This window comes from Flintibacter sp. SJQ-8, from assembly GCF_054108085.1.
This window is the reverse complement of record NZ_JBPJWR010000016.1, coordinates 326,319-352,440: the sequence shown is the minus strand read 5'-3', so window position 1 is coordinate 352,440 and position 26,122 is coordinate 326,319. Positions and strand designations below refer to the sequence as shown.

24 protein-coding genes and 1 tRNA gene are annotated in these 26,122 nt (G+C 61.3%); 16 read left to right on the top strand and 9 right to left on the bottom strand.

Annotated features, from left to right (window positions below):
- Positions 1 to 3: 3 nt before the first annotated feature.
- From ACSAMP_RS13205 to ACSAMP_RS13190, 4 genes are all read right to left on the bottom strand, one after another.
- Positions 4 to 681, bottom strand: a complete 678-nt coding sequence (locus tag ACSAMP_RS13205; protein WP_457800754.1) for a single-stranded DNA-binding protein — start codon at positions 679 to 681, stop codon at positions 4 to 6.
- Between the two features lie 89 nt (positions 682 to 770).
- A complete protein-coding gene (locus ACSAMP_RS13200; RefSeq protein WP_457800753.1) occupies positions 771 to 1,922 on the bottom strand; it encodes a TPM domain-containing protein in 1,152 nt (383 codons plus the stop codon).
- 35 nt (positions 1,923 to 1,957) lie between these two features.
- The gene (locus ACSAMP_RS13195) at positions 1,958 to 3,154 is read right to left on the bottom strand and encodes a toxic anion resistance protein (protein WP_457800752.1); all 1,197 of its coding nucleotides are present in this window, start codon (positions 3,152 to 3,154) and stop codon (positions 1,958 to 1,960) included.
- Between the two features lie 47 nt (positions 3,155 to 3,201).
- Entirely contained in the window at positions 3,202 to 3,945 is a 744-nt protein-coding gene (locus ACSAMP_RS13190) for a 5-bromo-4-chloroindolyl phosphate hydrolysis family protein (protein ID WP_457800751.1), read from the bottom strand.
- 204 nt (positions 3,946 to 4,149) lie between these two features.
- Between ACSAMP_RS13190 and ilvA the strand changes: the two genes are divergently transcribed.
- The 4 genes from ilvA (at position 4,150) to ACSAMP_RS13170 (ending at position 7,899) form a co-directional block, all read left to right on the top strand.
- The gene (gene ilvA, locus ACSAMP_RS13185; protein WP_441795539.1) at positions 4,150 to 5,367 is read left to right on the top strand and encodes a threonine ammonia-lyase; all 1,218 of its coding nucleotides are present in this window, start codon (positions 4,150 to 4,152) and stop codon (positions 5,365 to 5,367) included.
- A 263-nt stretch (positions 5,368 to 5,630) separates the two neighbouring features.
- Positions 5,631 to 6,281, top strand: coding sequence for a ribulose-phosphate 3-epimerase (rpe, locus tag ACSAMP_RS13180; protein ID WP_457800750.1), 651 nt, complete (start codon positions 5,631 to 5,633; stop codon positions 6,279 to 6,281).
- Between the two features lie 32 nt (positions 6,282 to 6,313).
- The gene (gene recR, locus ACSAMP_RS13175) at positions 6,314 to 6,916 is read left to right on the top strand and encodes a recombination mediator RecR (RefSeq protein WP_457800749.1); all 603 of its coding nucleotides are present in this window, start codon (positions 6,314 to 6,316) and stop codon (positions 6,914 to 6,916) included.
- Between the two features lie 41 nt (positions 6,917 to 6,957).
- Positions 6,958 to 7,899: an AEC family transporter gene (locus ACSAMP_RS13170; protein WP_457800748.1), complete on the top strand. Its 942-nt coding sequence runs from the start codon at positions 6,958 to 6,960 to the stop codon at positions 7,897 to 7,899.
- 174 nt (positions 7,900 to 8,073) lie between these two features.
- Here the strand turns inward: ACSAMP_RS13170 and glmS are convergent, their stop codons facing one another.
- The 3 genes from glmS to ACSAMP_RS13155 form a co-directional block, all read right to left on the bottom strand.
- Positions 8,074 to 9,909, bottom strand: coding sequence for a glutamine--fructose-6-phosphate transaminase (isomerizing) (gene glmS, locus ACSAMP_RS13165; protein ID WP_457800747.1), 1,836 nt, complete (start codon positions 9,907 to 9,909; stop codon positions 8,074 to 8,076).
- A gap of 383 nt (positions 9,910 to 10,292) precedes the next feature.
- Positions 10,293 to 11,405: an aldo/keto reductase gene (locus tag ACSAMP_RS13160; protein WP_457800746.1), complete on the bottom strand. Its 1,113-nt coding sequence runs from the start codon at positions 11,403 to 11,405 to the stop codon at positions 10,293 to 10,295.
- Between the two features lie 190 nt (positions 11,406 to 11,595).
- Entirely contained in the window at positions 11,596 to 12,420 is an 825-nt protein-coding gene (locus ACSAMP_RS13155) for an IclR family transcriptional regulator (protein WP_457800745.1), read from the bottom strand.
- A 272-nt stretch (positions 12,421 to 12,692) separates the two neighbouring features.
- Between ACSAMP_RS13155 and ACSAMP_RS13150 the strand changes: the two genes are divergently transcribed.
- The 8 genes from ACSAMP_RS13150 (at position 12,693) to ACSAMP_RS13115 (ending at position 20,507) form a co-directional block, all read left to right on the top strand.
- Positions 12,693 to 13,577: a dihydrodipicolinate synthase family protein gene (locus tag ACSAMP_RS13150; protein ID WP_147561082.1), complete on the top strand. Its 885-nt coding sequence runs from the start codon at positions 12,693 to 12,695 to the stop codon at positions 13,575 to 13,577.
- A gap of 68 nt (positions 13,578 to 13,645) precedes the next feature.
- Positions 13,646 to 14,659 carry a tripartite tricarboxylate transporter substrate binding protein gene (locus ACSAMP_RS13145; protein WP_147561084.1) on the top strand — a complete coding sequence of 338 codons (1,014 nt, stop codon included), beginning with the start codon at positions 13,646 to 13,648 and terminating at the stop codon, positions 14,657 to 14,659.
- 76 nt (positions 14,660 to 14,735) lie between these two features.
- Entirely contained in the window at positions 14,736 to 15,200 is a 465-nt protein-coding gene (locus ACSAMP_RS13140; RefSeq protein ID WP_147561086.1) for a tripartite tricarboxylate transporter TctB family protein, read from the top strand.
- A 15-nt stretch (positions 15,201 to 15,215) separates the two neighbouring features.
- Positions 15,216 to 16,739, top strand: a complete 1,524-nt coding sequence (locus tag ACSAMP_RS13135; RefSeq protein ID WP_457800744.1) for a tripartite tricarboxylate transporter permease — start codon at positions 15,216 to 15,218, stop codon at positions 16,737 to 16,739.
- Positions 16,740 to 16,812: 73 nt separating this feature from the next.
- Positions 16,813 to 17,775: a bifunctional 4-hydroxy-2-oxoglutarate aldolase/2-dehydro-3-deoxy-phosphogluconate aldolase gene (eda, locus tag ACSAMP_RS13130; protein ID WP_457800743.1), complete on the top strand. Its 963-nt coding sequence runs from the start codon at positions 16,813 to 16,815 to the stop codon at positions 17,773 to 17,775.
- A 31-nt stretch (positions 17,776 to 17,806) separates the two neighbouring features.
- Complete coding sequence (locus tag ACSAMP_RS13125) at positions 17,807 to 18,799, top strand: dihydroxyacetone kinase subunit DhaK (RefSeq protein ID WP_457800742.1); 993 nt, start codon at positions 17,807 to 17,809, stop codon at positions 18,797 to 18,799.
- 30 nt (positions 18,800 to 18,829) lie between these two features.
- Positions 18,830 to 19,465: a dihydroxyacetone kinase subunit L gene (locus ACSAMP_RS13120; protein ID WP_441795551.1), complete on the top strand. Its 636-nt coding sequence runs from the start codon at positions 18,830 to 18,832 to the stop codon at positions 19,463 to 19,465.
- A gap of 19 nt (positions 19,466 to 19,484) precedes the next feature.
- The gene (locus tag ACSAMP_RS13115) at positions 19,485 to 20,507 is read left to right on the top strand and encodes a PfkB family carbohydrate kinase (RefSeq protein ID WP_457800741.1); all 1,023 of its coding nucleotides are present in this window, start codon (positions 19,485 to 19,487) and stop codon (positions 20,505 to 20,507) included.
- A gap of 90 nt (positions 20,508 to 20,597) precedes the next feature.
- On the opposite strand, the gene ACSAMP_RS13110 is transcribed toward ACSAMP_RS13115, so the two are convergent.
- Together ACSAMP_RS13110 and ACSAMP_RS13105 are read right to left on the bottom strand one after the other, a co-directional pair.
- Positions 20,598 to 20,945 (bottom strand): type II toxin-antitoxin system HicB family antitoxin, encoded by a 348-nt coding sequence (locus ACSAMP_RS13110; protein WP_441795553.1) that lies wholly within the window; start codon positions 20,943 to 20,945, stop codon positions 20,598 to 20,600.
- A gap of 158 nt (positions 20,946 to 21,103) precedes the next feature.
- Positions 21,104 to 21,179 (bottom strand) — tRNA-Ala (locus ACSAMP_RS13105).
- 217 nt (positions 21,180 to 21,396) lie between these two features.
- Here ACSAMP_RS13105 and ACSAMP_RS13100 point away from each other — a divergent pair.
- From ACSAMP_RS13100 to ACSAMP_RS13085, 4 genes are all read left to right on the top strand, one after another.
- The gene (locus tag ACSAMP_RS13100) at positions 21,397 to 22,434 is read left to right on the top strand and encodes a threonine aldolase family protein (protein ID WP_457800740.1); all 1,038 of its coding nucleotides are present in this window, start codon (positions 21,397 to 21,399) and stop codon (positions 22,432 to 22,434) included.
- 339 nt (positions 22,435 to 22,773) lie between these two features.
- Positions 22,774 to 25,305, top strand: a complete 2,532-nt coding sequence (locus ACSAMP_RS13095; protein ID WP_457800739.1) for a hybrid sensor histidine kinase/response regulator — start codon at positions 22,774 to 22,776, stop codon at positions 25,303 to 25,305.
- A gap of 152 nt (positions 25,306 to 25,457) precedes the next feature.
- A complete protein-coding gene (locus tag ACSAMP_RS13090; protein WP_441795560.1) occupies positions 25,458 to 25,775 on the top strand; it encodes a type II toxin-antitoxin system RelB/DinJ family antitoxin in 318 nt (105 codons plus the stop codon).
- The gene (locus ACSAMP_RS13085; RefSeq protein WP_457800738.1) at positions 25,772 to 26,077 is read left to right on the top strand and encodes a type II toxin-antitoxin system RelE/ParE family toxin; all 306 of its coding nucleotides are present in this window, start codon (positions 25,772 to 25,774) and stop codon (positions 26,075 to 26,077) included. The genes ACSAMP_RS13090 and ACSAMP_RS13085 overlap by 4 nt, the downstream gene beginning before the upstream one ends.
- Positions 26,078 to 26,122: the final 45 nt, after the last annotated feature.

Genomic DNA, 26,122 nt, shown 5'->3' with positions numbered 1-26,122 from the left:
TGATCACAGACCGCCCTCAGTTTGTATGGCTTGTGTATGGAGCAAAATTGGCTCCGGGGGAGGGGAGACCTCCTCCTGGGTCAGGGACATGATGGACACCTCGAAGGCGGTGCGCTCCTCTAAGCGGCCCTCGATGGTCTTGTTGTACAGGCGGCTTTGCAGCCGCCCGGTGAGCCGCACCCGGTCTCCCACCGTCAGGCCGCCGCACAGGTGGGCCAGACTGCCCCAGGCGATGCAGGGGAGATAGTCCGCCCGGCTGTACCGCCGGTTCACCGCCAAAATCATGTCGCAGATGGTCCGGCCCAGAGGGGTGGAGCGCAGGGCCGGGGGCTTGCACAGAGTGCCGGTGAGCTCCAGCCGGTTCTCATCCGGGCCGGAGCAGGGGAGGATGGACCGGGCAAAGGTGCTGATGACCAGCTTGCTGCCCGGGCCGGAGCGGTTGTTGAAGGTGCGGACCTCTCCGGTGACGGTGACCTCCTGGCCCAAAACAGGCGGCCCCAGCTGGGGGAGCAGTCCGTCGGGCAGGACCACATGCAGCCGGTCCTCCACGCCGGACAGGCGGGCCACGGCCAGGGGGAAGAGATAGAACGCGACGCCATGGTTCTCGTGGGAGAAGACAGGCGCGGCCTCCAGCCGCCCATGGAGCCGGATACGGTTGAGGTCAGCGGGGCTGGGTCTCATGGGGCATCACACTCCTGATTCGTTTGTTCCCCAAATCATATGAGAAACAGCGCCGGAGTATGACGCGGAGCGTAAGAAAGTGAGCAGGGTCAGCGCCGGCCAAAGCCGCCGCCTCTGGAACCGCCGCCAAAGCCGCCGCCGCGAGAAGCACCGCCGAAGCCGCCGCCCCGGGAACCGCCGCTAAAGCCACCACCTCTGGGAGCGCCGCCCCCAAAGCCGCCCCCACGGGAGCTGCTGCCAAAGCCGCCGCCACGAGGAGCGCCGCCGCCGAAGCTGCCGGGTCTGGGACCCCCGCCGAAGCTGCCGGGACGGGAACTGCCACCGGGGCGAGGACCGCTGCCGGGCCGGGGGCCGCCCCCAAAGCTGCCGGGACCGCCGGGCCGCCGGGGACCAGGTCCGCCAGGTCCGCCGGGACCACGGGGAGGCGGGGGAGGGGGCTGACGCCAGCGGCGGCGATACCAGCCATAGGAGGGCCCGTGCCAGAACAGCAGGGGCCGGAAGACAAAGGGCGGGTTCGCCACGCCGTAATACCGCTGGCGATAGGAGGAGTAGCGCAGGCGGTCAATGACGCTGAGGATCACCAGCAGGATGACCAGCATCACCAGCAGACCCACAAGGGCGGAACCCTCGTCGGCGCCGTAGTCGTCATAGGCATAGTCGCTGTCGGCGGAGCCGGTGCCGAAGTTGGACACATAGTAGTCGTTCAGCCCGCTGCACAGGGCCAGCACGCCCTGGCCCGTCTGGCCGTCCACCAGGTCCTGATAGAGATACCGGTCCATAAAGTCGGTAATCTGACTGTCGGACAGGGGATAGTCCACACCGGCGGCAAAATAGGCGTCCTGAATGGAGGGGACGATGACCAGATAGGCGTCGTACTGCCCCAGCTCCATGCTGTTGGCCTGGTCATAGGCGTAGTCCGCCAGACTGTTGGAGGATGGGGCCGCAGACTGGATATCCACTACCAGGATGCTGTTATAGCGCAGGTCCCAGTTGGCGTTGTACAGACAAATCTGCTGGCGCTGTTCCTCGGTGAGGGCCCCGGGCTGGTCATTGAGATAGCGCTGATACTGCCCGGTGGACAGGCTGGTGTCCAGACCGGTGACGGCGCTGACATTGGTGCCGGGGGTGGACGGCTCCGGCGTGACAGCCGGGGCGGGCTTGCTCAGGCCGATGGCCACCGCGGCCACGATCATGGCGGCGGTGATGACCACGGCCACCCAGGTCTTTTGCAGGAATTTCATAGCATAGTCCTTTCAGAGCGAAAATTGGGGAAAGATCAGCCCCGAATTTCCAGCAGCTTCTGCTTCAGCTCGCCCTCGATGCGGCCCAGCTCGGCCTCGGCCTCCCGGCGCTTCTGGGCGCCCTCGGTCTGGATCTTCATCACCTCGTCCAGGGTGGAGATGAGCTGCTCGTTGGTGTGCTGAAGGGTCTGGATGTCCACCACAGAGCGCTCGGCCTCTTTCGCCGTCTCGATGGTGCCCATTTTCAGCATGTCCGCGTTCTGCCGCAGCAGGTCGTTGGTCATGTTGGTCACGGCGGTCTGGGCTGCGGTGGCCTGGCGGCCATGCTCCAGGCCGAGGGCCAGCACCATCTGGCTCTTCCACAGGGGGATGGTGTTCACCAGAGAGGACTGGATCTTCTCCAGCATCTGGGTGTCGTTGTTCTGCAGCAGGCGGGTCTGGGGGCCCATCTGCACAGAGATCATCCGGGTCAGCTCCAGATCGTGGAGCTTCTTCTCGAACCGGTCCAGCAGGTTTGCAAGGTCGTTGCAGGCCTGAGCGTCCTCCTGGGTGCCGGACTGGGCGGCCTTCTCCCGCAGCTGGACCAGGTCGTTGGAGCGGAGATACTCCAGCCGCTTCTTGCCGGCGATGATGTACATGGTCAGCTCTTTATAGTACTTGGTGTTCAGCTCATACATCTGGTCGAACATGGCGATGTCCTTCATCAGGGTCACCTGATGCTCCTCCAGTACCTTGACGATGCGGTCCACGTTGGACTCCGCCTTGGCGTAGCTGGCCTTCATGGCCTCCAGCTCGCTGCGCTTTTTCTGGAACAGCCCGGCCAGGCCCTTCTTCTCCGGCTGGCCGAAGGTCTTCAGCTCGCCCACCAGCTGGCTGAGGGCGTCGCCCACCTGGCCCAGATCCTTAGTTCTAACGTTGCTCAGGGCGTTTTCCGAGAAGGAGGCGATGTTCTTCTGGGCCGCCGCGCCATATTGCAGCACCAGGTTGGAGTCGGTGACGTCGATCTTCTGTGCAAAGTCATCCACCATCTTCCGCTCCGCCTCGCTGAGCATGGATTCGTCGATCTTCACGGCGTTGGCCTCCCGCTGGGCCTGGGCGGCCTGTTGGGCGGCCTGGGCCTGCTGCTGGTCGGCGTTGGGCTCCAGGGTCAGGCTGGGGGCCTGGGGGGCGGCGGCAGCGGCGTCGGGGGTGAGGGTCAGCTGGGGGGTCAGGTCCATAGTTTCTTCGCTCATCTTATGTGTCCTCCTGTCGTTTTCGGTGTTTTTAGAATCAGATCAAGTTACAGATGGAGCTCCACGCCGCCGTCGGGGCTGTCGGAGTTTTGACTGGACGGCTTGTCCTGGGTCAGCCCCTCACGGGCCAGTAGGTTTTCCATCACGGTGATGTCGGTGGAGATGTCCAGGGCCTCCTCGCCGAACAGGGCGTCCAGCTGGCGGTCAAAGGCCCGGACGATGGTGTCCATCATGGCGGACACCTTGTCCTTGGTGGCGGTGATGTTGTCCCCGGCGATGCCGGTGGAGTCCATCCGGTCATAGGCGTTGAGCAGCTTCAGCGTCGTGGGCAGGTAATAGTCCATAAAGCGGCGGATCTGGGGCAGCTTTTTGGGCTGGGACACCACCTGGTCCACGATCTTCCCGGTGACCTCCTCCAGGTGGTCGATCTGCTGGGACAGCCGGGGGTCGGGGATGTTGTCGTTCAGGCGGCGCATCTCGCTGATGGCCCGGTCACGCTCCTTCATCAGGGCAGCCACCTCGGGGGAGGGGGCGGGCTGCTCCGTCTTGGCCTGGGTCTTCTCTTTGGCGTCGTCTTTGGCGGCCTCCTGCTTAGACTGTTCTTTCTCCCCGGGTAGGTCATAGGTCTTGTCGGGGAACAGGGCCTTGCCCAGGATAAGCACGACTGCGGACAGGGCTGCGCACAGCAGATATTGCCCCGCCGAGCGCAGGGAGAACAGCAGGGCGTACCCCAGCCAGAAAAAGCCCACCAGATAGATGGGCAAAACGGAATGCTTCACGTGCTTTGCCATGTCGTTTCCTCCTGCGTCCCAGTCGGGCAAAATAAGGGCTTTGTCAGCTTAGTGCCATTGTACCCCGTAAGGGCGGAAGGTGTCAAGGAAGTGTCAAAGAAGTGTCAAGGAAATTGCCCGCCGGGGCATGGTTTGCATTGACTTATGCAGGCGGAATGGAGTATGATAAAAAAGCCTATTTAGATATAAAAGGAGCGCGAAACTATGCTTACCCTCGAACAGTTCAAAGAAGCCCGAAATGTGTTGCAGGGCGTGCTGCGGCCCACACCGCTGATCCACTCGCCCTATCTCAGCAAGAGCTGCGGCAACAACGTGTATCTGAAGCCGGAAAACATGCAGGTCACTGGCGCGTATAAGATTCGAGGGGCCTATTATAAGATCAGCACCCTCACCGACGAGGAGAAGGCCCGGGGCCTGGTCACCGCCTCCGCCGGAAACCACGCCCAGGGCGTAGCCTATGCCGCCCAGGCCGCCGGTGTGGCCGCCACTATCGTCATGCCCACCACCACCCCCCTGGTGAAGGTGAACAACACCAAGGACTATGGGGCCAACGTGGTGCTCCACGGAGAGGTGTTCGACGATGCCGCCGAACTGGCCGCCCAGCTGGCGGAGGAGCAGGGCCTGACCTATGTCCACCCCTTCAACGACCTGACCCTGGCCACCGGTCAGGGTACCATCGCCTATGAGATATTCCAGGACCTGCCCGACGTGGATGTGATCCTCATCCCCATCGGCGGCGGCGGTCTGGCCGCCGGCGTGTCCACCTTGGCCAAGCTGCTCAACCCCAATGTAGAGGTCATCGGCGTGGAGCCCACCGGCGCGGCCTCCATGAAGGCCAGCCTGGAGGCGGGCCATGTGGTCACCCTGCCCACCGCCAGCACCATCGCCGACGGCGTGGCGGTAAAGACCCCCGGCGATTTGGTGTTCCCCTATGTCCAGCAGAACGTGGACCGGGTGCTGGCCCTGGAGGACGGCGAGCTGGTGGAGGCCTTCCTGGACATCATGGAGCGGCACAAGATGATCGTGGAGAACGCCGGCCTGCTCACCGTGGCCGCCCTGAAGCATCTGGACTGCAAGGGCAAGAACGTGGTGTCCGTGCTCTCCGGCGGCAACATGGACGTGATCACCATGTCCTCCCTGGTGCAGCACGGCCTCATCGGCCGGGGCCGTATCTTCACCTTCGCCGTGCAGCTGCCCGACCGTCCCGGCGAGCTGATGCGGGTGGCCGACGTGCTGGCCCGGAACAATGGCAACATCATCAAGCTGGAGCACAACCAGTTCGTCAACATCAACCGCCAGTCCGGCGTGGAGCTGCGGGTCACGCTGGAGGCCTTTGGCCACGACCACAAGATGCAGATCCTCCAGGCCATGCGGGACGAGGGCTATCAGGTGGCCGAGCGGGACACCGGCGACCTGTATTAAGCCCGCGTTTAAGTAAAAAATCACCCCTTTGCCGTCCGCCGACGGGATGTTGTTCCGTCGGCGGACGGCTATCTGAAAAGCGGCGGGCCGCCGGAGAGCGGGGCGGGACCGGACGGGCCCAGCATGCCCCGCCGCCGGGACACCGGGAAGCCCATGGACTTCCGCGCTCCGCCCTTTATCCTATGCGCCCCCGGGACAGATGGCCCCAGGGGCCTTCCCTTGCACACTCTTACACAACAATAACGAAAGCGAGGCAGCTTCTCATGATCAAGATCGCCCCTTCTATCCTGTCGGCCGACTTTGGCAATCTGGAGCGGGATATCCGCCGGGTGGCCAGTGCCGACTATCTCCACGTGGACGTGATGGACGGAAACTTTGTGCCCAACATCTCCCTGGGCGTGCCCGTGGTCAAGTCCATCCGCAAGTGTACCGACATGTTCCTGGACGTCCACCTGATGATCGACAAGCCCCTGCGCTATATCGAGACCTTTGCCCAGGCGGGGGCCGACCTGCTGTCCATCCACCTGGAGGCCGACCACCCCACCCGCATCGCCGAGGCCCTGAAGGTCATGGATCAGTGCGGCGTGAAGAAGGCGGTGGCCCTGCGGCCCATCACCTCCGCCCGGGCCATCCTGCCCTATATCCAGCAGCTGGACATGGTGCTGGTGATGACGGTGGAGCCCGGCTTCGGCGGCCAGGCGTTCATGGACTCTCAGCTGGAGACCATCCGCCAGGTGCGGCAGATCATCGACCAGTATAACCCCGCCTGCGAGCTGGAGGTGGACGGCGGCATTGCCCCCAAGACGGCTCCCCTGGTGGTGGAGGCCGGGGCCAACGTGCTGGTGGCCGGTTCCGCCGTCTATGGCAAGGAGGACATCCCCGCCGCCATCGCCGCCCTGCGCTGCCAGGGCTGATCTCGCTTCAAACACATCCCGGAGGTTTTTTCATGGAATACTTTCCCCCCGCGCTGGAAAATTTAGTGGAGCACTTTGCCAAGCTGCCCGGCATCGGCAGAAAGACGGCCCAGCGCCTGGCCTTTTACGTGCTGTCCCTGCCCCAGGAGGAGGCGGACGCCTTCGCCCAGTCCATCACCCAGGCCAAAACGGCCATCCACTGCTGCCCCGTGTGCCAGAACCTGACGGAGGGGGAGGGCCCCTGCGCCGTGTGCGCCAGCCCCAAGCGGGACCACAGTCTCATCTGCGTGGTGGCCGACCCCAAGGACGTGGTGGCCATGGAGCGCTCCCGGGAGTATCACGGGCTGTATCACGTGCTCCACGGGGTCATCTCCCCCATGAACCACGTGGGGCCGGACGACCTGCACATCAAGTCGTTGGTGGAGCGGGTGGCCGCCGGTGGGGTGGAGGAGGTCATCATGGCCACCAACCCGGACACGGAGGGGGAGGCCACCGCCATGTATCTGGCCCGGCTGCTCAAGCCCTTCCAGGTGCGGGTCTCCCGCCTGGCCTATGGCATCCCCGTGGGCAGCCATCTGGAGTATGCCGACGACGCCACCCTCATGCGCGCCCTGGAGGGGCGGCAGACCATGTAAGCCCTGTAAACCGTTGAGCCTTTCCCCAAGAGGTCCTGTCCATGTTTGATAACTTTATCATCGCCCTCAACTGCGTCACGCCCATGTTTTTGACGCTGTGCGTGGGCATTTTGCTCCGTGCCAGCAAGATCGTCCCGGAGGAGGCCTTTCATCACCTGAGCCAGATCAGCTTCCACGCCTTTCTGCCCTGCCTGATGTTCTCCAATCTATATAGCGCCGACCTGTCCGGTACGGACCACGCCACCATCTTTGTCTATCTGGTGGCCTGGGTGGTGGTCTGGTTCCTGCTGTGTACTGCCGTGTGCAATAAGCTGGAGCCAGACCTGCGCCGCCGGGGGGCCTATATCCAAAGCGGCTATCGCACCAATATCGCCGTGGTGGGGGTGTTCCTGGCCCAGTCCATGATGGGGAACAACGGCGTGGCCCTCATGTCCATGGCGGTGGGGCTGGTGGTGCCCACCTATAACACCCTGGCCGTCATCACCCTGGAGAGCTGCCGGGGCAAGCGGCCCGACCCGGTGCATCTGGTGAAGAGCATCCTGCGCAACCCCCTCATCATCGGCTGCGCCCTGGGCGGGCTGTGCCTGGGGCTGCATATCCCTCTGCCCGGCTCCGTGGTCAAGGCGGTGTCCAGCGTGGGCAACGCGGGCAGCGTGACCACCCTGGTGGCCCTGGGCGCGTCCCTGAAGCTGGGCGGGATGCAGCACAACCAGGCGGCCATCGTCCGCTGCTCCTTCGTCCGCCTGGTGCTGGCCCCCCTGTGCGCGTTAGTCCCCGCCATCCTTTTGGGCTTCCGGGGGGACGCCCTGGGCGTGGTGCTGGTGTGCATCGCCTCCCCCGTGGCCTCCACCGCCTACCCCATGGCTCTGGCCTATGACAGCGACCACGAATTCACCGCCCAGATGGTGGTGACCACCTCCCTGATCTGCACGCTGACCCTGTTTCTGTGGATATTCGCGCTGAAACAGCTGGGGCTGGTGTGAGGCCCTCTCAGTCAGCTTCGCTGACAGCTCTCCCGAAGGGAGAGCCAAGGTCCCGGCCCTGTCATTGCGAGGAGCGCAGCGACGCGGCAATCCGTTCCCCATGGTTACCAAGAACAACAAACCCCGGCGGCCCGCAGGCTGCCGGGGTTGAACGCTATTTAGGGATAAAATCTTTTACTCCACCGTCACGCTTTTGGCCAGGTTGCGGGGCTTATCGATGTCGCAGCCGCGCATAAGGGCGACGTAATAGGCGAACAGCTGCAGGGGGACCACGCCCAGGGAGGGGAGGAGCAGGTCGTGGGTGTCGGGGATGGTCATGACGGCGTTGGCGGTCTGGGCCATCTCCTCCCGGTGGGACTGGGTGGTCAGGGCCAGCACGTCGGCGCCACGGGCCTTGACCTCCACCACGTTGCTCATGGCCTTGTCAAAGAGCTTGCTGTAGGTGCCCAGGGCGATGACCAGGGTGCCGTCTTCGATCAGGCTGATGGTGCCGTGCTTCAGCTCGCCGGAGGCGTAGGCCTCGGAGTGAATGTAGGAGATCTCTTTCAGCTTCAAAGAGCCCTCCAGTCCCAGGGCATAGTCCACGTTCCGGCCAATGAAGAAGACGGAGTCGTGGTTGAAGTACTGAGAGGCCAGATACTGCACCGTGTCGGTGTGGCTGAGGATGATCTCCATCTTGCCGGGGAGCATGAGCATCTCCTGGAGGACGGTCTCATACTCCTTCTGGTCCACCGTGCCCAGGATGCGGGCAAAGTACAGGGCCAGCAGGTCGATGACGGCCATCTGGGTGGAGTATGCCTTGGTGGTGGCCACGGCGATCTCAGGCCCGGCCCAGGTGTACAGCACCTCGTCAGACTCCCGGGCGATGGAGCTGCCCACCACGTTGACGATGGACAGGACCTTGGCCCCCAGGCGCTTGGCCTCCCGCAGGGCGGCCATGGTGTCCAGGGTCTCGCCGGACTGGCTGATGGCGATGACCAGGGTGTTCTTGTCCACGATGGGGGACATATACCGGAACTCAGAGGCCAGGGCCACCTCCACCGGCTTGCGGGTCAGCCGCTCGATGTTATACTTGCCCACCATGCCCACGTGATAGCTGGAGCCGCAGGCCACGATGTAGATCTTGCTGATGGCGCGGATATAGTCCTCGCTGAGACCGAAGTCCTCGAAATAGACCTGGTCATCCTTGATGCGGGGGAAGATGCACCGGCGCAGGGCCTCGGGCTGCTCCATGATCTCCTTGAACATGAAGTGCTCATAGCCGCCCTTTTCGGCGGCGTCGATCTCCCAGTCCACCTGGCTGACCTTCTTCTCGATGGGCTGCATCAGGTGGTTATAGCACTGGATGCCGTCCCGGGTGAGGACGGCCACCTCGCCGTCCTCCATATAGCCCACCTTCCGGGTGTGGCGGATGATGGCGGTGACATCGCTGGCCAGGAAGTTGCAGCCGTCGCCATAGCCCAGGATCAGGGGGCTGTCCTTGCGCACGGCGATGAGCTGGTCGGGGAAGTCGGCGCACAGGATGCCCAGGGCATAGGCCCCCTCGATGCGGCGCAGGACCCGGCCCACGGCCTCCAGAATGTCGCCCTCGTAGAAATACTCGATGAGCTGGGCCACCACCTCGGTGTCCGTCTCCGAGGTGAAGGTGACGCCGTTGGAGATGAGGAACTGCTTCAGCTCCACGTAATTTTCGATGATGCCGTTGTGGACCACGGCGATCTTGCCGTTCTGGCTGACCTGGGGGTGGGAGTTCACGTCGCTGGGGGCCCCGTGGGTGGCCCAGCGGGTGTGGCCGATGCCCACGGTGCCGTCCACGGCGGCCCCGCCCTGGATCAAATCGGACAGAACCTGGAGCCGGCCCTTGGCCTTGCACACGGTGAGGGCCTGGTTCTTCTCAGAATAGACGGCCACGCCGGCGGAGTCATAACCCCGATACTCCAGCCGGGCCAGTCCGTCCAACAGAATGGGAGCGGCCTGCTCCCGGCCAATAAAGCCTACGATTCCACACATATTCTAAATTTCCTCCTGATTTGGTGTTTTGCGCTTCAAGAGGACAAACGCGCAGCCATTTGTGCCTCGTCCTTCGGTCTCAGCCGCTTTGTTTTGCGGTCACCCGCATATTTTACGGTCTGAGTGACACGCCCGAAGGGGCGCGGAGGGGCATCCGCCGAATGTTCGATACTCCCCTCACCTCGTCGTCCCGGCCAAGCCGGGCGCTGGCGCTGTCATGGGTAAAGACCCGGGACCTCCTTTCCCTGTCTGCGAAGGGGCCGGAGAAGCGCTCTCCAACCCAACCCTATTATACGGGAAAACCATCTGAGAGTAAAGAGAAAAAACATCCAAACGGTCCCCATATGCGTCAGGGCCGTTTGGACGTTAGATGGGGGAGCGGGTCAGTCCTCCTGCTCCAGTTCGGCAGCCACCTGTTCCAGCAGCTCCCGGATGGGCAGGTGCTGGGGGCAGGCGGCCTCACATTTGCCGCACCTGACGCAGTCGGAGGCCCGGCTGCCGGGAGCGGTATATACGCTGTCGTAGTAATAGATGGCGTTGTGGTTGTGGTGGAGCTTCCAGGTGTTCATCAGGGAGAACAGGTCGGGGATGGCGATATGCTTGGGGCAGCCGTCCACGCAGTAGCGGCAGGCGGTGCAGGGGATCAGATGCATGCTGCGGAAGCTCTGCTGCACCTGTGCTATGGCGGCCAGCTCCTGCTCGTTCAGGGGCTTGAAGTTTTGCATAAGGCTGACGTTTTCCCGCAGCTGCGCCAGATCGCTCATGCCGGACAGGACCATGACGATGCCGGGAAAGCCGGCGGCAAAGCGGATGGCATAGCTGGCGGGACTGCCGCCGTGGAGGGCATCCAGCACGTCCCGGGCCTGCTGGGGCAGGTTCACCAGGTTGCCGCCCTTTACGGGCTCCATGACGATGACGGGCTTGTTATGCTTGCGGCAGACCTCGTAGCACAGACGGCTCTGCACGGCGGGGTCGTTGTAGTCCACATAGTTGAACTGGATCTGCACCACCTCGATCTGGGGGTACTCCGTCAGGATACGGTCCAGCACCTCCGCCCGGTCATGAAAAGAGATGCCCACATGGCGGATCTTGCCCTCGGCTTTCAGGGCGAAGGCGGTCTCATAGGCCCTGTGCATTTTGAAATAGGCGAACTTCTCCTCGTTCTGGGCGTGCATGAGATAAAAGTCAAAGTAGTCCACGCCGCAGGCCTCCAGCTGGCTTTGGAAGAAGGGGCGGATGTCCGCCTCCGACTTGAAGAAAAAGTTGGTCAGCTTGTCGGTGAGCACATACCGGTCCCGGGGATAGCGGCTGGTGAGACAGCTCTTCAGGGCCAGCTCGCTCTTGCCCTGAAGATAGCCGTGGGCAGTGTCAAAATAAGTAAATCCGGCGTTTAAATACTCGTCCACCATCTGGGTGGTCTGGGGAATGTCCACCTGGTCCCCATCCATGGGCAGGCGCATAAAGCCAAAGCCAAACTTGCGGTCAAATCCTTCCATCCTCACATGTCCTTTCCGCGTAAAGCGAACCAAGCCCCGCCCGGGCATCCGGCGGAGCGATGTACGTATAGACCTATTATAGCGGAAAAATAAGAAAAAGGAAAGCCGGGGAAACGACTTTCCAAAAATTCAGGCGGATACGGCGCTGTGTTTTCAGGCCGTATCCGCCTTTTTTCGCCCTGGACGGGCGTTACAATGTGTTTTGGTTCTGATACAAAATAGCGGGCATCATCCGGGCATAGGGGGACAGGGAGTTGCAGGCCCGGGAGAGAAGCTCGGCATACTGGGGGATGTTCTCGTTTCGGATGGACAGAGTAGAGCCGGAGATGCTCAGGGCCCCGGCCACGTCCCCACGGCTGGTGCGGATGGCCATGGCCACACACTTGACCCCCATGGTCTCCTCCTCATTGTCCAGAGCATAGCCCCGGCGGCGGCACACCGCCAGCTGTTCCATCAGGGTGTCGTGGTCGGTGATGGTGTTCTGGGTGAAGGAGGGCAGGCCATGTTTTTGGATGATGGCCTCCACCTGGTCGGTGGGCATCTGGCTGAGCATGGCCTTGCCGCAGCCGGTGCAGTGCATGGGCAGGGTCTTGCCTGATACAGAATAGGACACCGAGCGGCGGCTGGGGTAGACGCACTCCAGATAGAACACCTGTCCCCCGATGTGGGAGGTGAGGTAGATGATCTCTCCGGTGGACACCTGAAGGTCCTCCATCACCGGCACAGCGTATTGGATGACGGGCATGGCCGCGTGGGCGCAATAGCTCAGCTCCATGATCTTATGGCCCAGGCGGTAGGTCTGGTTCTCCGGGCTCTTGCCCAAAAAGCCCGCCTCCTCCAGAGTGCGCAGCTGGTTGAGCAGGGTGCTTTTTGGCATTTGCAGCATACGGCTGATCTGAGCCAGGGAGAGCTCCGGCTGGGTGGGGCTGAAGCAGTCCAGCACCCGCAGGGCTTTGGCTGTGGCGGTGACTCTGGCTCCGGCTGGGGACGATACGCCTTCTCGCTTATCAGACATGGTACAACGATCCTTCTCTTCAAATTCAAACACAGCCCGCCATGCCGGGGAGGGCGGACAAAACACAGACACAATAATACAGTTGCTATACTACCGTGCATTCGTCGGAATGTCAACAGGGAATAAAAAACTTGTATATATGTTGTACAAAATGGGAAAAAGCTGTTGACATACTCCCACGTGCGTGCTAAAATGCGCTTGAAAAAACGGTTTACCCGAACGATAATTCAGTAATACTGAACAAACGCTGGGAAACGAAGGAGGAGCTTCCAATGAAAAAGTTGTACGGCGTGATCACTGCTATGACCACTCCCTTCACCGCGGACAACAAGGTGGATGTCGCTGCGCTGGAGGCGCAGACGGAGTATCTGATCCAGAAGGGTGTGCAGTGTCTGTATCCCTGCGGTACCACCGGCGAGATGTATCTCATGAGTGCCGAGGAGCGGGAGCTGGTGGCCGAGACGGTGGTGAAGAAAGCCGCCGGGCGCGTCACGGTGTTCATCCACGTGGGCGCCATGGACCAGGACGAGACCATCCGGCTGGCTCAGCACGCCCAGAAGATCGGCGCCGACGGCGTGGGCGTAGTCACGCCCAGCTATTTCACGGTGGACGAGAAGGCCATGGTGGAGTACTACAAGACGGTGTGCGCCGCCCTGCCCGAGGACTTCCCCGTCTATGTCTATGTCATCCCCCAGCTGGCGCACAACGACGTGTCCGCCGAGACCATGGAGAAGATCGCTGCCGCGTGCAAGAACGTGGTGGGCGTGAAGTACAGCTTTGCGGACATGCGCCGCATCAACGACTATCTCCAGGTGCGGGGCGGCAACTTCTCCGTGGTGCCCGGTGCGGACGACCTGTTCCTGCCCTGTCTGGCCTGTGGCTGCGACGGCGTGGTGTCCGGCTGCTCCGGCCCCTTCCCCGAGGCGTTTGTGAACGTGTACAAGGCCTTCCAGTCCGGCGACCTGGCCGCCGCCCGCAAGGCCCAGGTGGAGGCCACCAAGCTGGTGAAGGTCATGCAGTTCGGCGGCGATATGTCCATCTTCAAGAACATCCTCACCTTCCGGGGCGTCCCCGGCGGCCACATGAGAAAGCCCCTGATGGACCTGGATGAGGCCGGCGTGGCCAAGCTGAAGGAGACCGTGGCCCCCTATCTGTAAGCTTTTACTTAATCTGTGTTTCAACGCTGAACGGCGTGAAATAAATCAAGGAAAGAAGGATATAAGAAATGAAAAAAATCTTAGCCCTTGCCCTTGCCGCTGCCATGAGCCTGACTCTGGTCGCCTGCGGCGGAAGCAAGACCCCCGCTGCCAGCGGCAGCGCCAGTTCCGGCGGTTCCAGCAGCGCCGAGACCGTGGACTTCCCCGGCAACAAGCAGGTGTCCCTGATCGTGCCCTATTCCGCCGGCGGCGCATCCGACACCGTGGCCCGCATCTATGCCTCTGAGCTGGAGCAGTCCCTGGGCACCAGCATCGTGGTCTCCAACGTCACCGGTGCTTCCGGCGCCATCGGCCTGGAGCAGGTGCGCAACTCCAACCCCGACGGCTACACCATCGCCTACATGCCCGTGGAGTCCACCATGCTGAAGGCCCTGGGCTTCACCGACCTGTCCACCGATGACTTCCGCTTCATCGGCCGTGCCATGACCATCCCCGCCGCTGTCACCGTCCGGGCCGATGCCCCCTGGGACACCTTCGAGGACTTCGTCAACTACGCCAAGGAGCACCCCGGCGAGATCCAGGTGGGCAACTCCGGCACCGGCTCCATCTGGCACATCGCCGCTGCCTCCATTGAGAAGGAGTGCGGCGTTCAGTTCACCCACGTGCCCTTCGACGGCGCTGCCCCCGCTGTGGCTGCCCTGCTGGGCGGCAACATCCAGGCCGTCACCGTCAGCCCCTCTGAGGTGAAGAACAACGTGGACTCCGGCGACTTCAAGGTCCTGTGCGTCCTGGGCGAGAGCCGCTCCTCTGTGGTTCCCGACGTGCCCACCGCCCAGGAACTGGGCATCGATATCACCATCCAGGGCTGGGGCGGCTTCGCTGTTCCCAAGGACACCCCTCAGGCTGTGATCGACATTCTGGAGAAGGCCTCCGAGACCGCCATCAACTCTGACTCCGTGAAGAAGACCTTGGCTGACCGGGGCTATGAGCACGCCTATCTGAGCGGCTCTGACATGGACCAGAAGGCCTCTGAGGAGCTGGCTTACTACAGCGAACTGATCCCTGAACTTGGCATTGCCTAAATGAACGACCAAAGCCGCGCTCAGGCCCTCGGGCGTGAGCGCGGCTTTCTTCTACCATGAGTTAGGAGGTTTCCCCATGCATAAAGGCGATACGATCCCCGGCCTCATTACGGCCGTATTCGGTTATTCCGTTGCCATCTACGTCCTGTTGGAGGACACCATGCGCTGGAACGCCCAGTCCTCGGACGGCGTGCCCGGTGCGGGCTTTTTCCCGGTGCTGCTGGGCTTTGCCGTGGGCATCCTGGGCACCATTTTGTTTATCCGCGGGCTGCTGCAAAAGGGCAGCGTACAGTATTTTCAGGTGGACCCTGAGATCAAATTCAACTTAAAGCGCTTGGGGCTGGCCGCTCTGAGCATGATCGTGTTTTTCATCCTGTGGCGCACGACCCATCAGTTTATCGTCTGTGTCGCGCTGGTCTGCTTTGGGCTGAACGCAGTGTTTGGCCGGAAGCTGAAGTATAACATCATCTATACCGTGGTTTTTACTGCGTTTATCTACGCCGCGTTTGTGGTCGGATTTTCCGTCCAGTTCAATCGTTAAAGGAGATGAAGTTCAATGACTGCTGACGTTTGGTTCAGTGCACTGCAATCGTGCCTACAACCCTCAGTCCTGCTGTTTCTGGCCATTGGTGTGTGCATCGGCACCATCATCGGCGCTCTGCCCGGCCTGTCGGCCACCATGGGTATTGCCATCATGACTCCCATCACCTTCTGGTTCGCGCCCTCCGACGGCTTTGCCATGCTGATGGGCCTGTGGAACGCCGCCATTTTCGCCGGAGGCATCTCCGCCATTCTGGTGAACACCCCCGGTACCCCCGCCTCCATCTGTCAGGCCTTTGACGGCTACAACCTGTACCGGCAGGGCAAGGGCGGACTGGCCCTGGGCATCAACGTGATCTATTCCTTCATCGGTGGTATCTTCTCCACCTTCTGCCTGATCCTGTTCTCCACCCCCATCGCCCGGTTCACCATCTCCTTCAACGCCCCGGAGTACTGCATGCTGGCCCTGTTCGGCCTGTCCATGATGGTGGCCGTGTCTGACGGAAGCGTGCTGAAGGGCCTGATCTTAGGCCTGGCGGGCATCCTGCTCTCCTGCGTGGGCCTGGACCCCATCCTGTCCATCAGACGATTCACCTTCGGCCAGACGGCCCTGCTGGGCGGCATCTCCTTCATCCCCGTGATGATCGGCATGTTCGGCATTGGCGAGGTGTTCTATCAGATCTACAGCTTCCGCAAGGCCGAGCAGGAGGCCGAGCTGGAGGCCCGCAAGGTCAACCTGTCCCTGGGCCGGGTGCTGCCCACCGCCAAGCAGGCCAAGGAGCTGGCTGTCCCCACCCTGATCGCCGCCGTTGAGGGCACGGTCATCGGTGCCATCCCCGCCGCCGGCGGCGACATCGCTTCCATCATCTCCTGGGGCAACGCCAAGAAGATGAGCAAGCACCCCGAGGAGTACGGCAAGGGCTCTCTGGAGGGCCTGGCTGTGGCTTCCTCCGCCAATAATGCGGTGATCGGCGGCGCTATGACCACCATGATGACCCTGGGCATCCCCGGCGATGCCGTCACCGCCATCCTGATCGGCTCCCTGACCATGTACGGCATGCAGCCCGGCATCAAGATGTTCACCGAGAACGTCACCTTCACCGCTACCATCATGATCCTGATGCTGCTGGCCAACGTGGTATTCCTCATCTTCGGTCTGGCCACCGCCAAAATTTCCGCCAAGGTGCTGAACGTGTCTCAGCCCACGGTGTGGACCGCCGTGTGCATCCTGTGCGTGGTGGGCTCCTTCGCCCTGAACAACACCTTCTTCGACGTGGGCGTCATGTTCGCCGCCGGTGTGCTGGGCTTCTTCCTGAAGGTGTTTAAGTTCCCCAACGGCCCCTTTGTGCTGGGCCTGCTGCTGGGCTCCATGCTGGAGTCCAACATGCGCCGGGCCCTGGTGATGAGCCACGGAAGCTGGGCGACCTTTGTCACCCGCCCCGTGTCCTGTGTGCTGTTCATCGCCATTGTGCTCACCTTCTGCTGGCCGGTGCTCAAGGCCGCGATGGCCAAGAAGAAGGCCGCCGCCCAGGCGAAGTAATGTTCTCTTGTTCATCTGCGGGCTGCCGTGTTGTGGGGAGCCCGCAGACGGCTGTTTGAAAGGAGCAATTTGTATGGACGCATTATCTGTGATCAAGGACCACGGCATTATCCCCGTATTGGGATTGAAAGACCCGGAGACCGCCCCCCAGGTGGCCGCCGCCCTGAGAGCGGGGGGACTGCCCCTGTTGGAGGTGACCATGCGGGCCCCTCTGGCCATGGACTGCCTGAAGGCCATTAAAAAGGCCGACCCCGACATGCTGGTGGGCGCGGGGACCATTCTGCACACCCAGCAGGTGGACCAGGCCAAGGCCGCCGGAGCGGACTTTATCGTCGCCCCCGGCTTCAATCCCGCCGTGGTGAAGCACTGCCAGGAGCTGGGTCTGCCCGTGGTCCCCGGCTGCATCACCCCCACCGAGATCGAGGCGGGGCTGGCGCTGGGCCTGACCACCTTTAAGTTCTTCCCCTCTGAGGCCATGAACGGCATGGCCACCATCAAGCAGCTGTGCGGCCCCTATGGCAACATCCAGTTCATCCCCACCGCCGGGATCACCATGGACAACCTGGAGAACTATCTCTCCAGCGACAAGATCGCCGCCGTGGGCGGCAGCTTTATGGCCCCCTCCGCCATGGTGGACGCCCAGGACTGGGCGGGCATCACGGCTCTGTGCAAAAAGGCGGTGGACAAGTCCCTGGGCTTCACCCTGGCCCATGTGGGCATCAACGGCGAGAACAAGGACCAGGGCCTGGGCGCCGCCGAGTGGTTCAACCGCTGCTTCGGCTGGCCGGTGAAGGAGGGGGGACGCTCCAACTTCGCGGCCACCTATGTGGAGTGCTGCAACCAGCGCTTCCCCGGTAAGTTTGGCCACATCGGCGTGTTCACCCTGTCCATGCGCCGGGCCCTGGCCTATTTCAAGGCCCACGGCATCGCCACCCGGGAGGAGTTCAAAAACGTGAACGCCAAGGGCGAGCTGGTGGCCGTCTATCTGGAAGAGGAAGTGGGCGGCTTTGCGGTCCACATCGTAAAAAAGTCTTAACCGTCTTAAATTTGGCATAGGAGGAGTTCCCATGAAAAAGATCATCAACGATCCCGCCCAGTATACCGACGATATGCTCCAGGGCATCTATCGGGCCCACGGGGACCAGGTGGGCTATGTGAATGGCGACCTGCGCTGCTACTGCACCAAGAAGAAGATTCCCGGCAAAGTGGCCATCATCACCGGCGGCGGCACGGGCCACCTGCCCCTGTTCCTGGGCTATGTGGGGGAGAATCTGCTGGACGGCTGCGCCGTGGGCAGCGTGTTCCAGTCTCCCAGCGCCGAGCAGATCTATGAGATCAGCAAGGCCGTGGAGGCGGGGGCCGGTGTGCTCTATCTCTATGGCAACTACACCGGCGACATCATGAACTTTGACATGGCCGCCGAGATGTGCGACATGGACGACATCAAGACCGCCTCTATCGTGGGCGCGGACGACGTGAACTCCAACGCGGACGTGAACGCCCGCCGGGGCGTGGCCGGCATCTTCTTCATGTATAAGTGCGCCGGGGCCAAGGCCGCCCAGATGGGCACCCTGGACGAGGTGCTGGCCGCCGCCCAGAAGGCCAAGGACAACACCCGCACCGTGGGCTTTGCCCTGACCCCCTGCGTCATCCCGGAGATCGGCCACGCCAACTTCACCCTGGGGGAGAATGAGATGGCCATGGGCATGGGCATCCACGGGGAGCCCGGCGTGTGGAACGGCCCGGTGAAGACCGCCGACGAGCTGGCCGAGGAGTCTTTGAACACCCTGCTGGGCGACATGCCCGTGGAGGCGGGGGAGGAGGTGGCCCTGCTCATCAACGGCCTGGGCGCCACCTCTGCCGAGGAGCTGTACATCCTGTCCAACAGCGTGTCCCAGCGGCTGGAGGACAAGGGCATCCGCATCTACCGCACCTTTGTGGGCGAGTTTGCCACCTCCATGGAGATGGCGGGGGCCTCCATCTCCATCATGAAGCTGGACGACGAGACCCGGGCCATGCTGGACATGCCCGTGTCCACCCCCTTCTATTGCCAGAAGTAAGCGGGATCAGCGGGAAAGGAAGCGCATCGCATGAACGAGATCAAAAGCAGCGACTGGACTGCCATCCTCCAGTCTGTGGCCCAGGTGATGACGGACAACGCCGACCACCTGTGCGAGATGGACGCCCGCATGGGCGACGGTGACTTGGGCCTGACCATGAAGAAGGGCTACTGCGCCCTGCCCGAAATTTATTCCGGTCTGGAAGAGGCGGACATGGGCAAGCGGCTTTCTAAGTCCGGCATGAAGATGTCCAGCGTGGTGCCCTCCACCATGGGCACGCTGATGTCCTCCGGCTGGATGGAGGGCGGCAAGCGCCTGGTGGGCAAGGAGACGGTGGACGCGGCGGGTTACGCGGCGTTCTTGCGTGGCTTTGCCGACGGCATCATCAAGCGGGGCAAGTGCGCCCCCGGGGACCGGACGGTGCTGGACGCCGTTCAGCCTGCGGCGGAGGCGGCGGAGAAGGCCGCCGCTGCCGGAGCCAGCCTGGCCGACACTGCCCAGGCCGCTTTAGAGGGGGCCAAAGCCGGACTGGAGGCCACCAAGAACATGAAGCCCAAGTATGGCAAGGCGGCGGTGTTTGCCGCCAAGGCCCTGGGTACCGAGGACCAGGGGGCCACCGCCGGGATGCTGCTGGTGCAGGGCCTGCGGGACGGCATCGTGAAATAAATAAGGAGAGATGAGCGCAATGAAGAAAATGGTAGGTTTCGGAGACTATATGCTCCGCCTGAACCCGGAGGGCTATCTGCGCTTTCTCCAGGCGGACCGCTTTATGGTCAACTACACCGGCGCGGAGGCCAACGTGTGCGTCTCCCTGGCCATGATGGGCATGGACACCGACTTTGTCACCCGTCTGCCCGAGAACGACATCGCCGCCGCCGGCGTGGCCCAGCTGCGCAAGTTCGGCGTGGGCACCGGCCACATCGCCTATGGCGGCGAGCGCATGGGCGTGTTCTATGTGGAGAAGGGGGCCTCTCAGCGGCCCTCTAAGGTGGTGTACGACCGGAAATACTCCTCCATCGCCCAGTGCTCCTATGAGGACTTTGACTGGGAGGCCATCTTTGCCGGGGCCAGCAACTTCCACATGACGGGCATCACCCCCGCCCTGAGCAAGACCATCCCCCAGGTGTGCATCCAGGCGTGCAAAAAGGCCAAGGAGATGGGCCTGACCATCAGCTGCGACCTGAACTATCGCAAGAATCTGTGGACCGAGGCGGAGGCCAAGGCCTGCATGACCCAGCTGATGCCCTACATCGACATTCTGGTGGCCAACGAGGAGGATGCGGATAAGGTCCTGGGGATCAAGGCCCGGGACACCGACGTGACCCAGGGCAAGCTGAACCGGGAGGGCTATGTGGACGTGGCAGAGCAGATCTGCCAGACCTATGGCACCAAGATGGTGGCCGTCACCCTGCGCCGGAGCATCAGCGCCTCGGACAACGAGTGGAGCGCCATGCTGTATACCGGCGGCAAGCCTTATTTCTCCCGCCAGTACATGATTCGCCTGGTGGACCGGGTGGGCGGCGGCGACTCCTTCACCGCCGGACTGCTGTACGGCGTGATGAACGACTACGGCCCCCAGGAGACCATCGAATACGCCGCGGCGGCCTCCTGCCTGAAGCAGACCATGGAGATGGACTTCAACCTGTCCACCGCCGACGAGGTCAAGCGCCTGGTGGCCGGAGACGGCTCCGGGCGGGTGCAGAGATAACAGAAAAGAAGCAAATGGCCCCCAGGCAGCCGCGAAGAGCAGCAGCCTGGGGGCCGTATTATTATGTTAAATTGAGAATATTAGAAGATGTTATATATTGACTTGTGCCGCAGGGGAAGCCGCCAGAGTATCTTCGATATATTTATTCATGGACATCTGGTGAGCGGTGGTATATAAAAACAGTTTTTTGTGGAGGGCAGGGGAGACCCGAACATTAAAGCTGCCCTTAAAGGCCTCCTCGGGCTGCTTCCCTTCGGCTTTGCAGTTTTCCAGATAGTCATCCACTGCGCCATGAAAATCCGCGAGAAGCTCTTTTGCGCTTTCACCTTCGTAAGAGATCAGAGAACGGATTCCCATGACCTTGCCATAAAAAATGCCGTCCTCCTCAGAAAACTCCACGCTTCCAATATAGCCCTTATATTTGATTGTATTATTCATATGAGACCTTCCTGTTCTAAAAGCTCGATTAGCTGCTTGATTTGATATGTTTTTAATTCTTTTTGCGCTATATTATACACATCAAAAGAGGAAAATGCAACTAAAAATAGTTGCAAATATAGACAAAGAAAAACCGGACACCCTATTGGATGTCCGGTTGGTGGAGATAAGCGGGATCGAACCGCTGACCTCTTGAATGCCATTCAAGCGCTCTCCCAGCTGAGCTATACCCCCATATTTTGTTGTGGGCTTTTTTGTGGCCCGTTCGCTCGGAACAATGAGTATCTTACCAGAAAGGCGTCGGGTTGTCAACAACTTTTTTCAAATTTCTCAAAGTTTTTTTCACGGCGTGAAACACACAGGAAACCCGCAGGGAAAAAGGGTTGAAGCTGTGGGATGGAGGATGGTATAATCGGGCTACAAAACCAAACAGAAAACGGAGGAGAGAGCGATGTTCCGGTTCAACAACGACTATAACCGGGGGGCGCACCCGGCGGTATTACAGGCCCTGGCCCAGACCAACGAGGAGAACTACCCCGGCTATGGGGCGGACCAGTGGTGTGAGAAGGCCCAGGCAGAGATCATAAAACAGCTGGGCGGGGCAGAGGCTCAGGTCCACTTCATCGTGGGCGGTACCCCCACCAACGCCACCCTGATCTCCGCTGCCCTGCGGCCCTGGCAGAGCGTCATCAGCGCGGACACGGGACACATCAATGCCCACGAGGCCGGGTCCATCGAGCTTACCGGGCACAAGGTGCTGGCTGTCCCGGCGGAGAACGGCAAGCTCACCGCCCGGGCGGTGGAGGCAGAGTGCCGCAAGTATCTGGACGGGGGCGCGCCCGACTACCTCACCCAGCCCAGAATGGCCTATGTCTCCAGCCCGTCGGAGTTCGGCACGGTGTACTCCAAGGCCGAGCTGGAGGCGCTGTCCGCCGTGTGCAAGAAATACGGCCTGTACCTGTTCCTGGACGGAGCCCGGCTGGGCTATTGGCTTGCCAGTGAGGGCTGCGACGTGACCCTGGCTGATCTGGCCCGGCTGACGGACGCCTTTTACATCGGCGGGACCAAGTGCGGTGCCCTGTTCGGGGAGGCCCTGGTGCTGGTGAACCCCGCCTTGGGGGACCACTTCCGCACCTGCATGAAGCAGCGGGGGGACGTGCTGGCCAAGGGCTGGCTGATGGGTCTGCAATTTTACACCCTGTTCCAGAACGGCCTGTACTTCGACCTGGCCCGCAAGGCGGACCGGCAGGCCATGGAGATCAAGGCGGCTTTCCAAAAGGCGGGCATCCCCCTGTGGGTGGACAGCCCCACCAACCAGCAGTTCGCCGTGGTGAGCCGGGAGCAGGAGGCGGCCCTGGCGAAAGACTTTATCTTTGAACTGAGCCACGCCGTGGACGAGGGGCACAACTGCATCCGCTTCTGCACCAGCTGGAGCACCCGGGACGAGGAGGTGGCCGCTTTGATCGAGGCCATCGGCAGGCTGAACTGAATCACACAAGAGACAAGACGGCGGACCGCCGGGCGAGAGGGCCTGACGATCCGCCGTTTTTTTCCTGATTTTTTGCACTTCACTGGAAAAAAGAGTTGTTCTCTGCGGCGGTTATACGTTATAATAGATACATCGTCATATGAAAACTACAACAGGACACAAAAGCTGTGGAGTTCGATAGCCGACGGTGACGCCGACTACTTTTTTATGTGTTGTTGCGGTGGAAAAGAGGAGAGAGCGATGCAGAAAAGCGCATCCTGAGCCTGCTGCTGGCAGTGAGCTGTTCCGTATCCCTGCTGACCGGCTGCGGAGGCAAGACCGGGCCGGAGATCAATGGCGGTGACGGGGAGCGTTATCGCCTTCACCCTCTTTTACACCCGGTATAACGACAGGATACTCTATGCCGAGCGGCTGAGCCAGATGCAGGACGTCACCGTTCAGCTGTATTCCGGTCTGGAGGACGTGGTGGGCACCCAGTGGAGCAAGGTGGACGTGCTGTCCAACTATATAGAGGCGGCCACCCCCGCCGACGTGGACGAGCTGCATCAGTTTATGGAGCAGCAGGCCAGGATGAACGAGCTGGACTCTAAGCTGGACAATCTGATCGCCGTGGACGACCATGGCCGGTATTATACCGAGACCGGCGGGAAGGGCACCCTTCAGGAGCTGGACTATCTGCTGAGCGACCCGGAGCACATCAGCTATGTCTCCAACACCGTCACCACCAACCGCACCAAAATGGTGTTTTTGAAGCGGCTGGCCCAGCCGATCCCTCTGGCGGAGGGAAACGCACTGGTGTACTATGGCTTCACCCGGGATATGAACGAGCTGGAGCCCTATTTTGACTGCGCGGCCTACGGGGGCGGCAGCGGGGTGTATGTGATAGACCGCACCGGACTGAAGTTGTTCAGCAGCCAGGGCAACGAGCTGATCCATGGCTATAACGTCTATAATGCGCTGGAGGGGATGGAGTATCTCCACGGGACGTCCTTCGACGCGGCCCGGGAGGAGCTGGAGGCCAGCGGAATGGTATACTCCAATGCCGTTTTGGACGGGGAGGAATATTTCTACTCCATGTACCGCATGGAGAATGCCGAGTGGACGCTGGTCTTTCTGGTCAACGCCAGCGCCGTGGCCATGAACACGGTGGAGCTGGTCAATACCACGGTGATCGTGGTCATGACCTTTGCCGTGCTGATGACCTGTGTGTGTGCGGGCTTTATTTTCTGGATGCAGCGCCGCCAGCAGAAGAAAGAGATGGCCATCGCAGAGGAGAACAACGCCAAGCTGGAACGGCTCAACGCCGAGCTGGTGTCCGCCAACAAGGCCAAAAGCGAATTCCTCTCCAACATGTCCCACGACATCCGCACCCCCATGAACGCCATCGTGGGCATCACCGACCTGATGGCCCACGAAGGGGATACCTCGGACAAGATGCACACCTACATCGAAAAGGTGCTCATGTCCAGCCGTCATCTGCTCAGTCTGGTCAACGACGTGCTGGACATGAGCAAGATCGAATCCAGCGAGGTGGCCCTGAATCAGGACTCCATCAGTCTGGCCGAGCAGGTGGGCCAGGTGGACAGCATCATCCGCTCCCAGACCAACGAGCGGGGGCAGAGCTTCCGCATCCGGGTCCACGAGGTGGCCCACGAATATCTCATCGGCGACGGGGTGCGCCTGCGGCAGATCTTTTTGAACCTGCTGTCCAACGCGGTGAAGTATACCCCCTATGGCGGGTACGTGCGCTTTGACCTGACGGAGCTGCCCTGTGACAAACCCGGCCACGCCACCTTCCGCATCACGGTGGAGGACAACGGCTATGGCATGACGCCGGAGTTTGTGGCCCACATCTTCGAGCCCTTCACCCGGGCGGAGAACTCCATGACCAACAAGGTCCAGGGCACCGGCCTGGGCATGGCCATCACCAAGAACATCGTGGACCTGATGGGCGGGACCATCGAGATCGAGAGCCAGCCCGGCAAGGGCAGCCGCTTTGACGTGGTGCTCACCTTCCCCATCGACCACGGGGTGGAGAACAGTTTTGGGGACCGGAAGGTGATGCTGGTCTCCGACGACGACGTGCTGTGCCGGAACGTGGGCACGTCCCTGGGGGCGGCAAACGTGCCCTTCACCCTGGCTGCCACCGAGGGCGAGGCCCGGCGGCAGCTGGCGCGCCACCCGGCGGACGTGATCTTGCTCAACGGCTATCTCCACGACGCGCACCTGGCGGACACGGTGAAGGCCCTGCGGGAGAGCGCCCGGGACGCGGTGCTGCTGTTCTGCTGCGACTATGCCCAGCCGGAGCAGGTCCACGAGATATTGACCAAGAGCGGCGTGGACGGCCTGATCGCCCGGCCCTTCTTCCTGTCCAACCTGATCCGGGCGGTGGACGGGGCCAAGGACAGCGACATGGCGCTGCCCCAAAAGAGCGGCTCCGTCCTGCGGGGCAAGCGCTTCCTGTGCGCCGAGGACAACCTGCTAAACGCCGAGATCCTGGAGGCCATCCTGGACATGCACGGGGCCGCCTGCACCATCTATCCCAACGGCCAGAAGCTGGTGGAGGCCTTCCAGAGCGTGAAGCCCGGGGAGTACGACGCCATTTTGATGGACGTGCAGATGCCCGTGATGAACGGCCTGGAGGCCACCCGGGCCATCCGCGCAGGGGAAAATCCCCTGGGCCAGACCATCCCCATCCTGGCCATGACGGCCAACGCCTTTACCGAGGACATCCAGGTCTGCCTGGACGCGGGCATGGACGCCCACGTGTCCAAGCCCCTGGAGATATCCGTGCTGGAACGGACCCTGCTGAGCGTAACAGGGGGAAATATCGCGGGGGGGGGGACACCTGTTCGCCACAAGAGGACATAATCTTTTGAGCGCGAAGTGAAAGTGCCCTAACCAACAAAACAAATCAGGGGGACGGTTCTTTTGATCGGAGAACCGTCCCCCTGATTATAATTGTAATTACATTGTGTTGACATTTTTGCTTTTTGGTATATACTCAAGTTGAGGTGAATGCTATGAACACGATCAATGTCACATCTGCACCCAAAACGACAACCTTTCAAATGCGGATCAATCCCGAAGTCAAGCAGCGTGTGGAGGACGTCTACGCCCGTCAGGGCCTTTCCTTTACCGATGCCGTCAATATCTTCATTCAGCAGTCCCTAAACATGGAGGGACTGCCGTTTCTGGCCTCGCCTGAAAACGCGGAATATATGAAGGCGAAAGCCATGCGCCGCCTGTTGGATGAAGCGGAAAAAGGCTGGGCATCTGCGGAAAAGGACGGTTGGGTATCCGAAGAAGATGCTTACCGCGCCCTTGGAGTGGCCGAATGAAGCTGAGATATACGCCGGAAGCATTATGCGATTTGCAGGAAATAAAACGGTATATCAAAAGTGAGCTTCATAATCCCACCGCTGCAAACCGGATCACAAAGGCCATCCTTGACGGCTGCGCCCAGCTCAAGCAATTTCCTGAAATGGGTGTATCTATTCAGGCAAAGACTGGTTATGAAACTGACTTGCGTATGCTGGTGGTCGAAAGCTATATCGCCCTTTACCACATTGAAACGGAAGTTGTTTCTGTTGGCCGCATTATCAACGGCCGTCAGGACTACATCCGCATTTTGTTTAAATAACCACGGGGACGGTTCTTAGAGAACCGTCCCCGTGATTTCTTTTTG

Excerpts from the sequence above, each read along its gene's own strand:
- ACSAMP_RS13110 (WP_441795553.1), bottom strand. The coding sequence starts at position 20,945 with ATGAATAATACAATCAAATATAAGGGCTATATTGGAAGCGTGGAGTTT.
- ACSAMP_RS13200 (WP_457800753.1), bottom strand. The coding sequence starts at position 1,922 with ATGAAATTCCTGCAAAAGACCTGGGTGGCCGTGGTCATCACCGCCGCC.
- ACSAMP_RS13100 (WP_457800740.1), top strand. The coding sequence starts at position 21,397 with ATGTTCCGGTTCAACAACGACTATAACCGGGGGGCGCACCCGGCGGTA.
- ACSAMP_RS13190 (WP_457800751.1), bottom strand. The coding sequence starts at position 3,945 with ATGGCAAAGCACGTGAAGCATTCCGTTTTGCCCATCTATCTGGTGGGC.
- ACSAMP_RS13160 (WP_457800746.1), bottom strand. The coding sequence starts at position 11,405 with ATGGAAGGATTTGACCGCAAGTTTGGCTTTGGCTTTATGCGCCTGCCC.
- ilvA (WP_441795539.1), top strand. The coding sequence starts at position 4,150 with ATGCTTACCCTCGAACAGTTCAAAGAAGCCCGAAATGTGTTGCAGGGC.
- ACSAMP_RS13085 (WP_457800738.1), top strand. The coding sequence starts at position 25,772 with ATGAAGCTGAGATATACGCCGGAAGCATTATGCGATTTGCAGGAAATA.
- ACSAMP_RS13125 (WP_457800742.1), top strand. The coding sequence starts at position 17,807 with ATGAAAAAGATCATCAACGATCCCGCCCAGTATACCGACGATATGCTC.
- ACSAMP_RS13140 (WP_147561086.1), top strand. The coding sequence starts at position 14,736 with ATGCATAAAGGCGATACGATCCCCGGCCTCATTACGGCCGTATTCGGT.
- ACSAMP_RS13195 (WP_457800752.1), bottom strand. The coding sequence starts at position 3,154 with ATGAGCGAAGAAACTATGGACCTGACCCCCCAGCTGACCCTCACCCCC.
- ACSAMP_RS13155 (WP_457800745.1), bottom strand. The coding sequence starts at position 12,420 with ATGTCTGATAAGCGAGAAGGCGTATCGTCCCCAGCCGGAGCCAGAGTC.
- recR (WP_457800749.1), top strand. The coding sequence starts at position 6,314 with ATGGAATACTTTCCCCCCGCGCTGGAAAATTTAGTGGAGCACTTTGCC.
- ACSAMP_RS13205 (WP_457800754.1), bottom strand. The coding sequence starts at position 681 with ATGAGACCCAGCCCCGCTGACCTCAACCGTATCCGGCTCCATGGGCGG.
- rpe (WP_457800750.1), top strand. The coding sequence starts at position 5,631 with ATGATCAAGATCGCCCCTTCTATCCTGTCGGCCGACTTTGGCAATCTG.
- glmS (WP_457800747.1), bottom strand. The coding sequence starts at position 9,909 with ATGTGTGGAATCGTAGGCTTTATTGGCCGGGAGCAGGCCGCTCCCATT.
- ACSAMP_RS13090 (WP_441795560.1), top strand. The coding sequence starts at position 25,458 with ATGAACACGATCAATGTCACATCTGCACCCAAAACGACAACCTTTCAA.
- ACSAMP_RS13135 (WP_457800744.1), top strand. The coding sequence starts at position 15,216 with ATGACTGCTGACGTTTGGTTCAGTGCACTGCAATCGTGCCTACAACCC.
- ACSAMP_RS13120 (WP_441795551.1), top strand. The coding sequence starts at position 18,830 with ATGAACGAGATCAAAAGCAGCGACTGGACTGCCATCCTCCAGTCTGTG.
- ACSAMP_RS13170 (WP_457800748.1), top strand. The coding sequence starts at position 6,958 with ATGTTTGATAACTTTATCATCGCCCTCAACTGCGTCACGCCCATGTTT.
- eda (WP_457800743.1), top strand. The coding sequence starts at position 16,813 with ATGGACGCATTATCTGTGATCAAGGACCACGGCATTATCCCCGTATTG.
- ACSAMP_RS13150 (WP_147561082.1), top strand. The coding sequence starts at position 12,693 with ATGAAAAAGTTGTACGGCGTGATCACTGCTATGACCACTCCCTTCACC.
- ACSAMP_RS13145 (WP_147561084.1), top strand. The coding sequence starts at position 13,646 with ATGAAAAAAATCTTAGCCCTTGCCCTTGCCGCTGCCATGAGCCTGACT.
- ACSAMP_RS13115 (WP_457800741.1), top strand. The coding sequence starts at position 19,485 with ATGAAGAAAATGGTAGGTTTCGGAGACTATATGCTCCGCCTGAACCCG.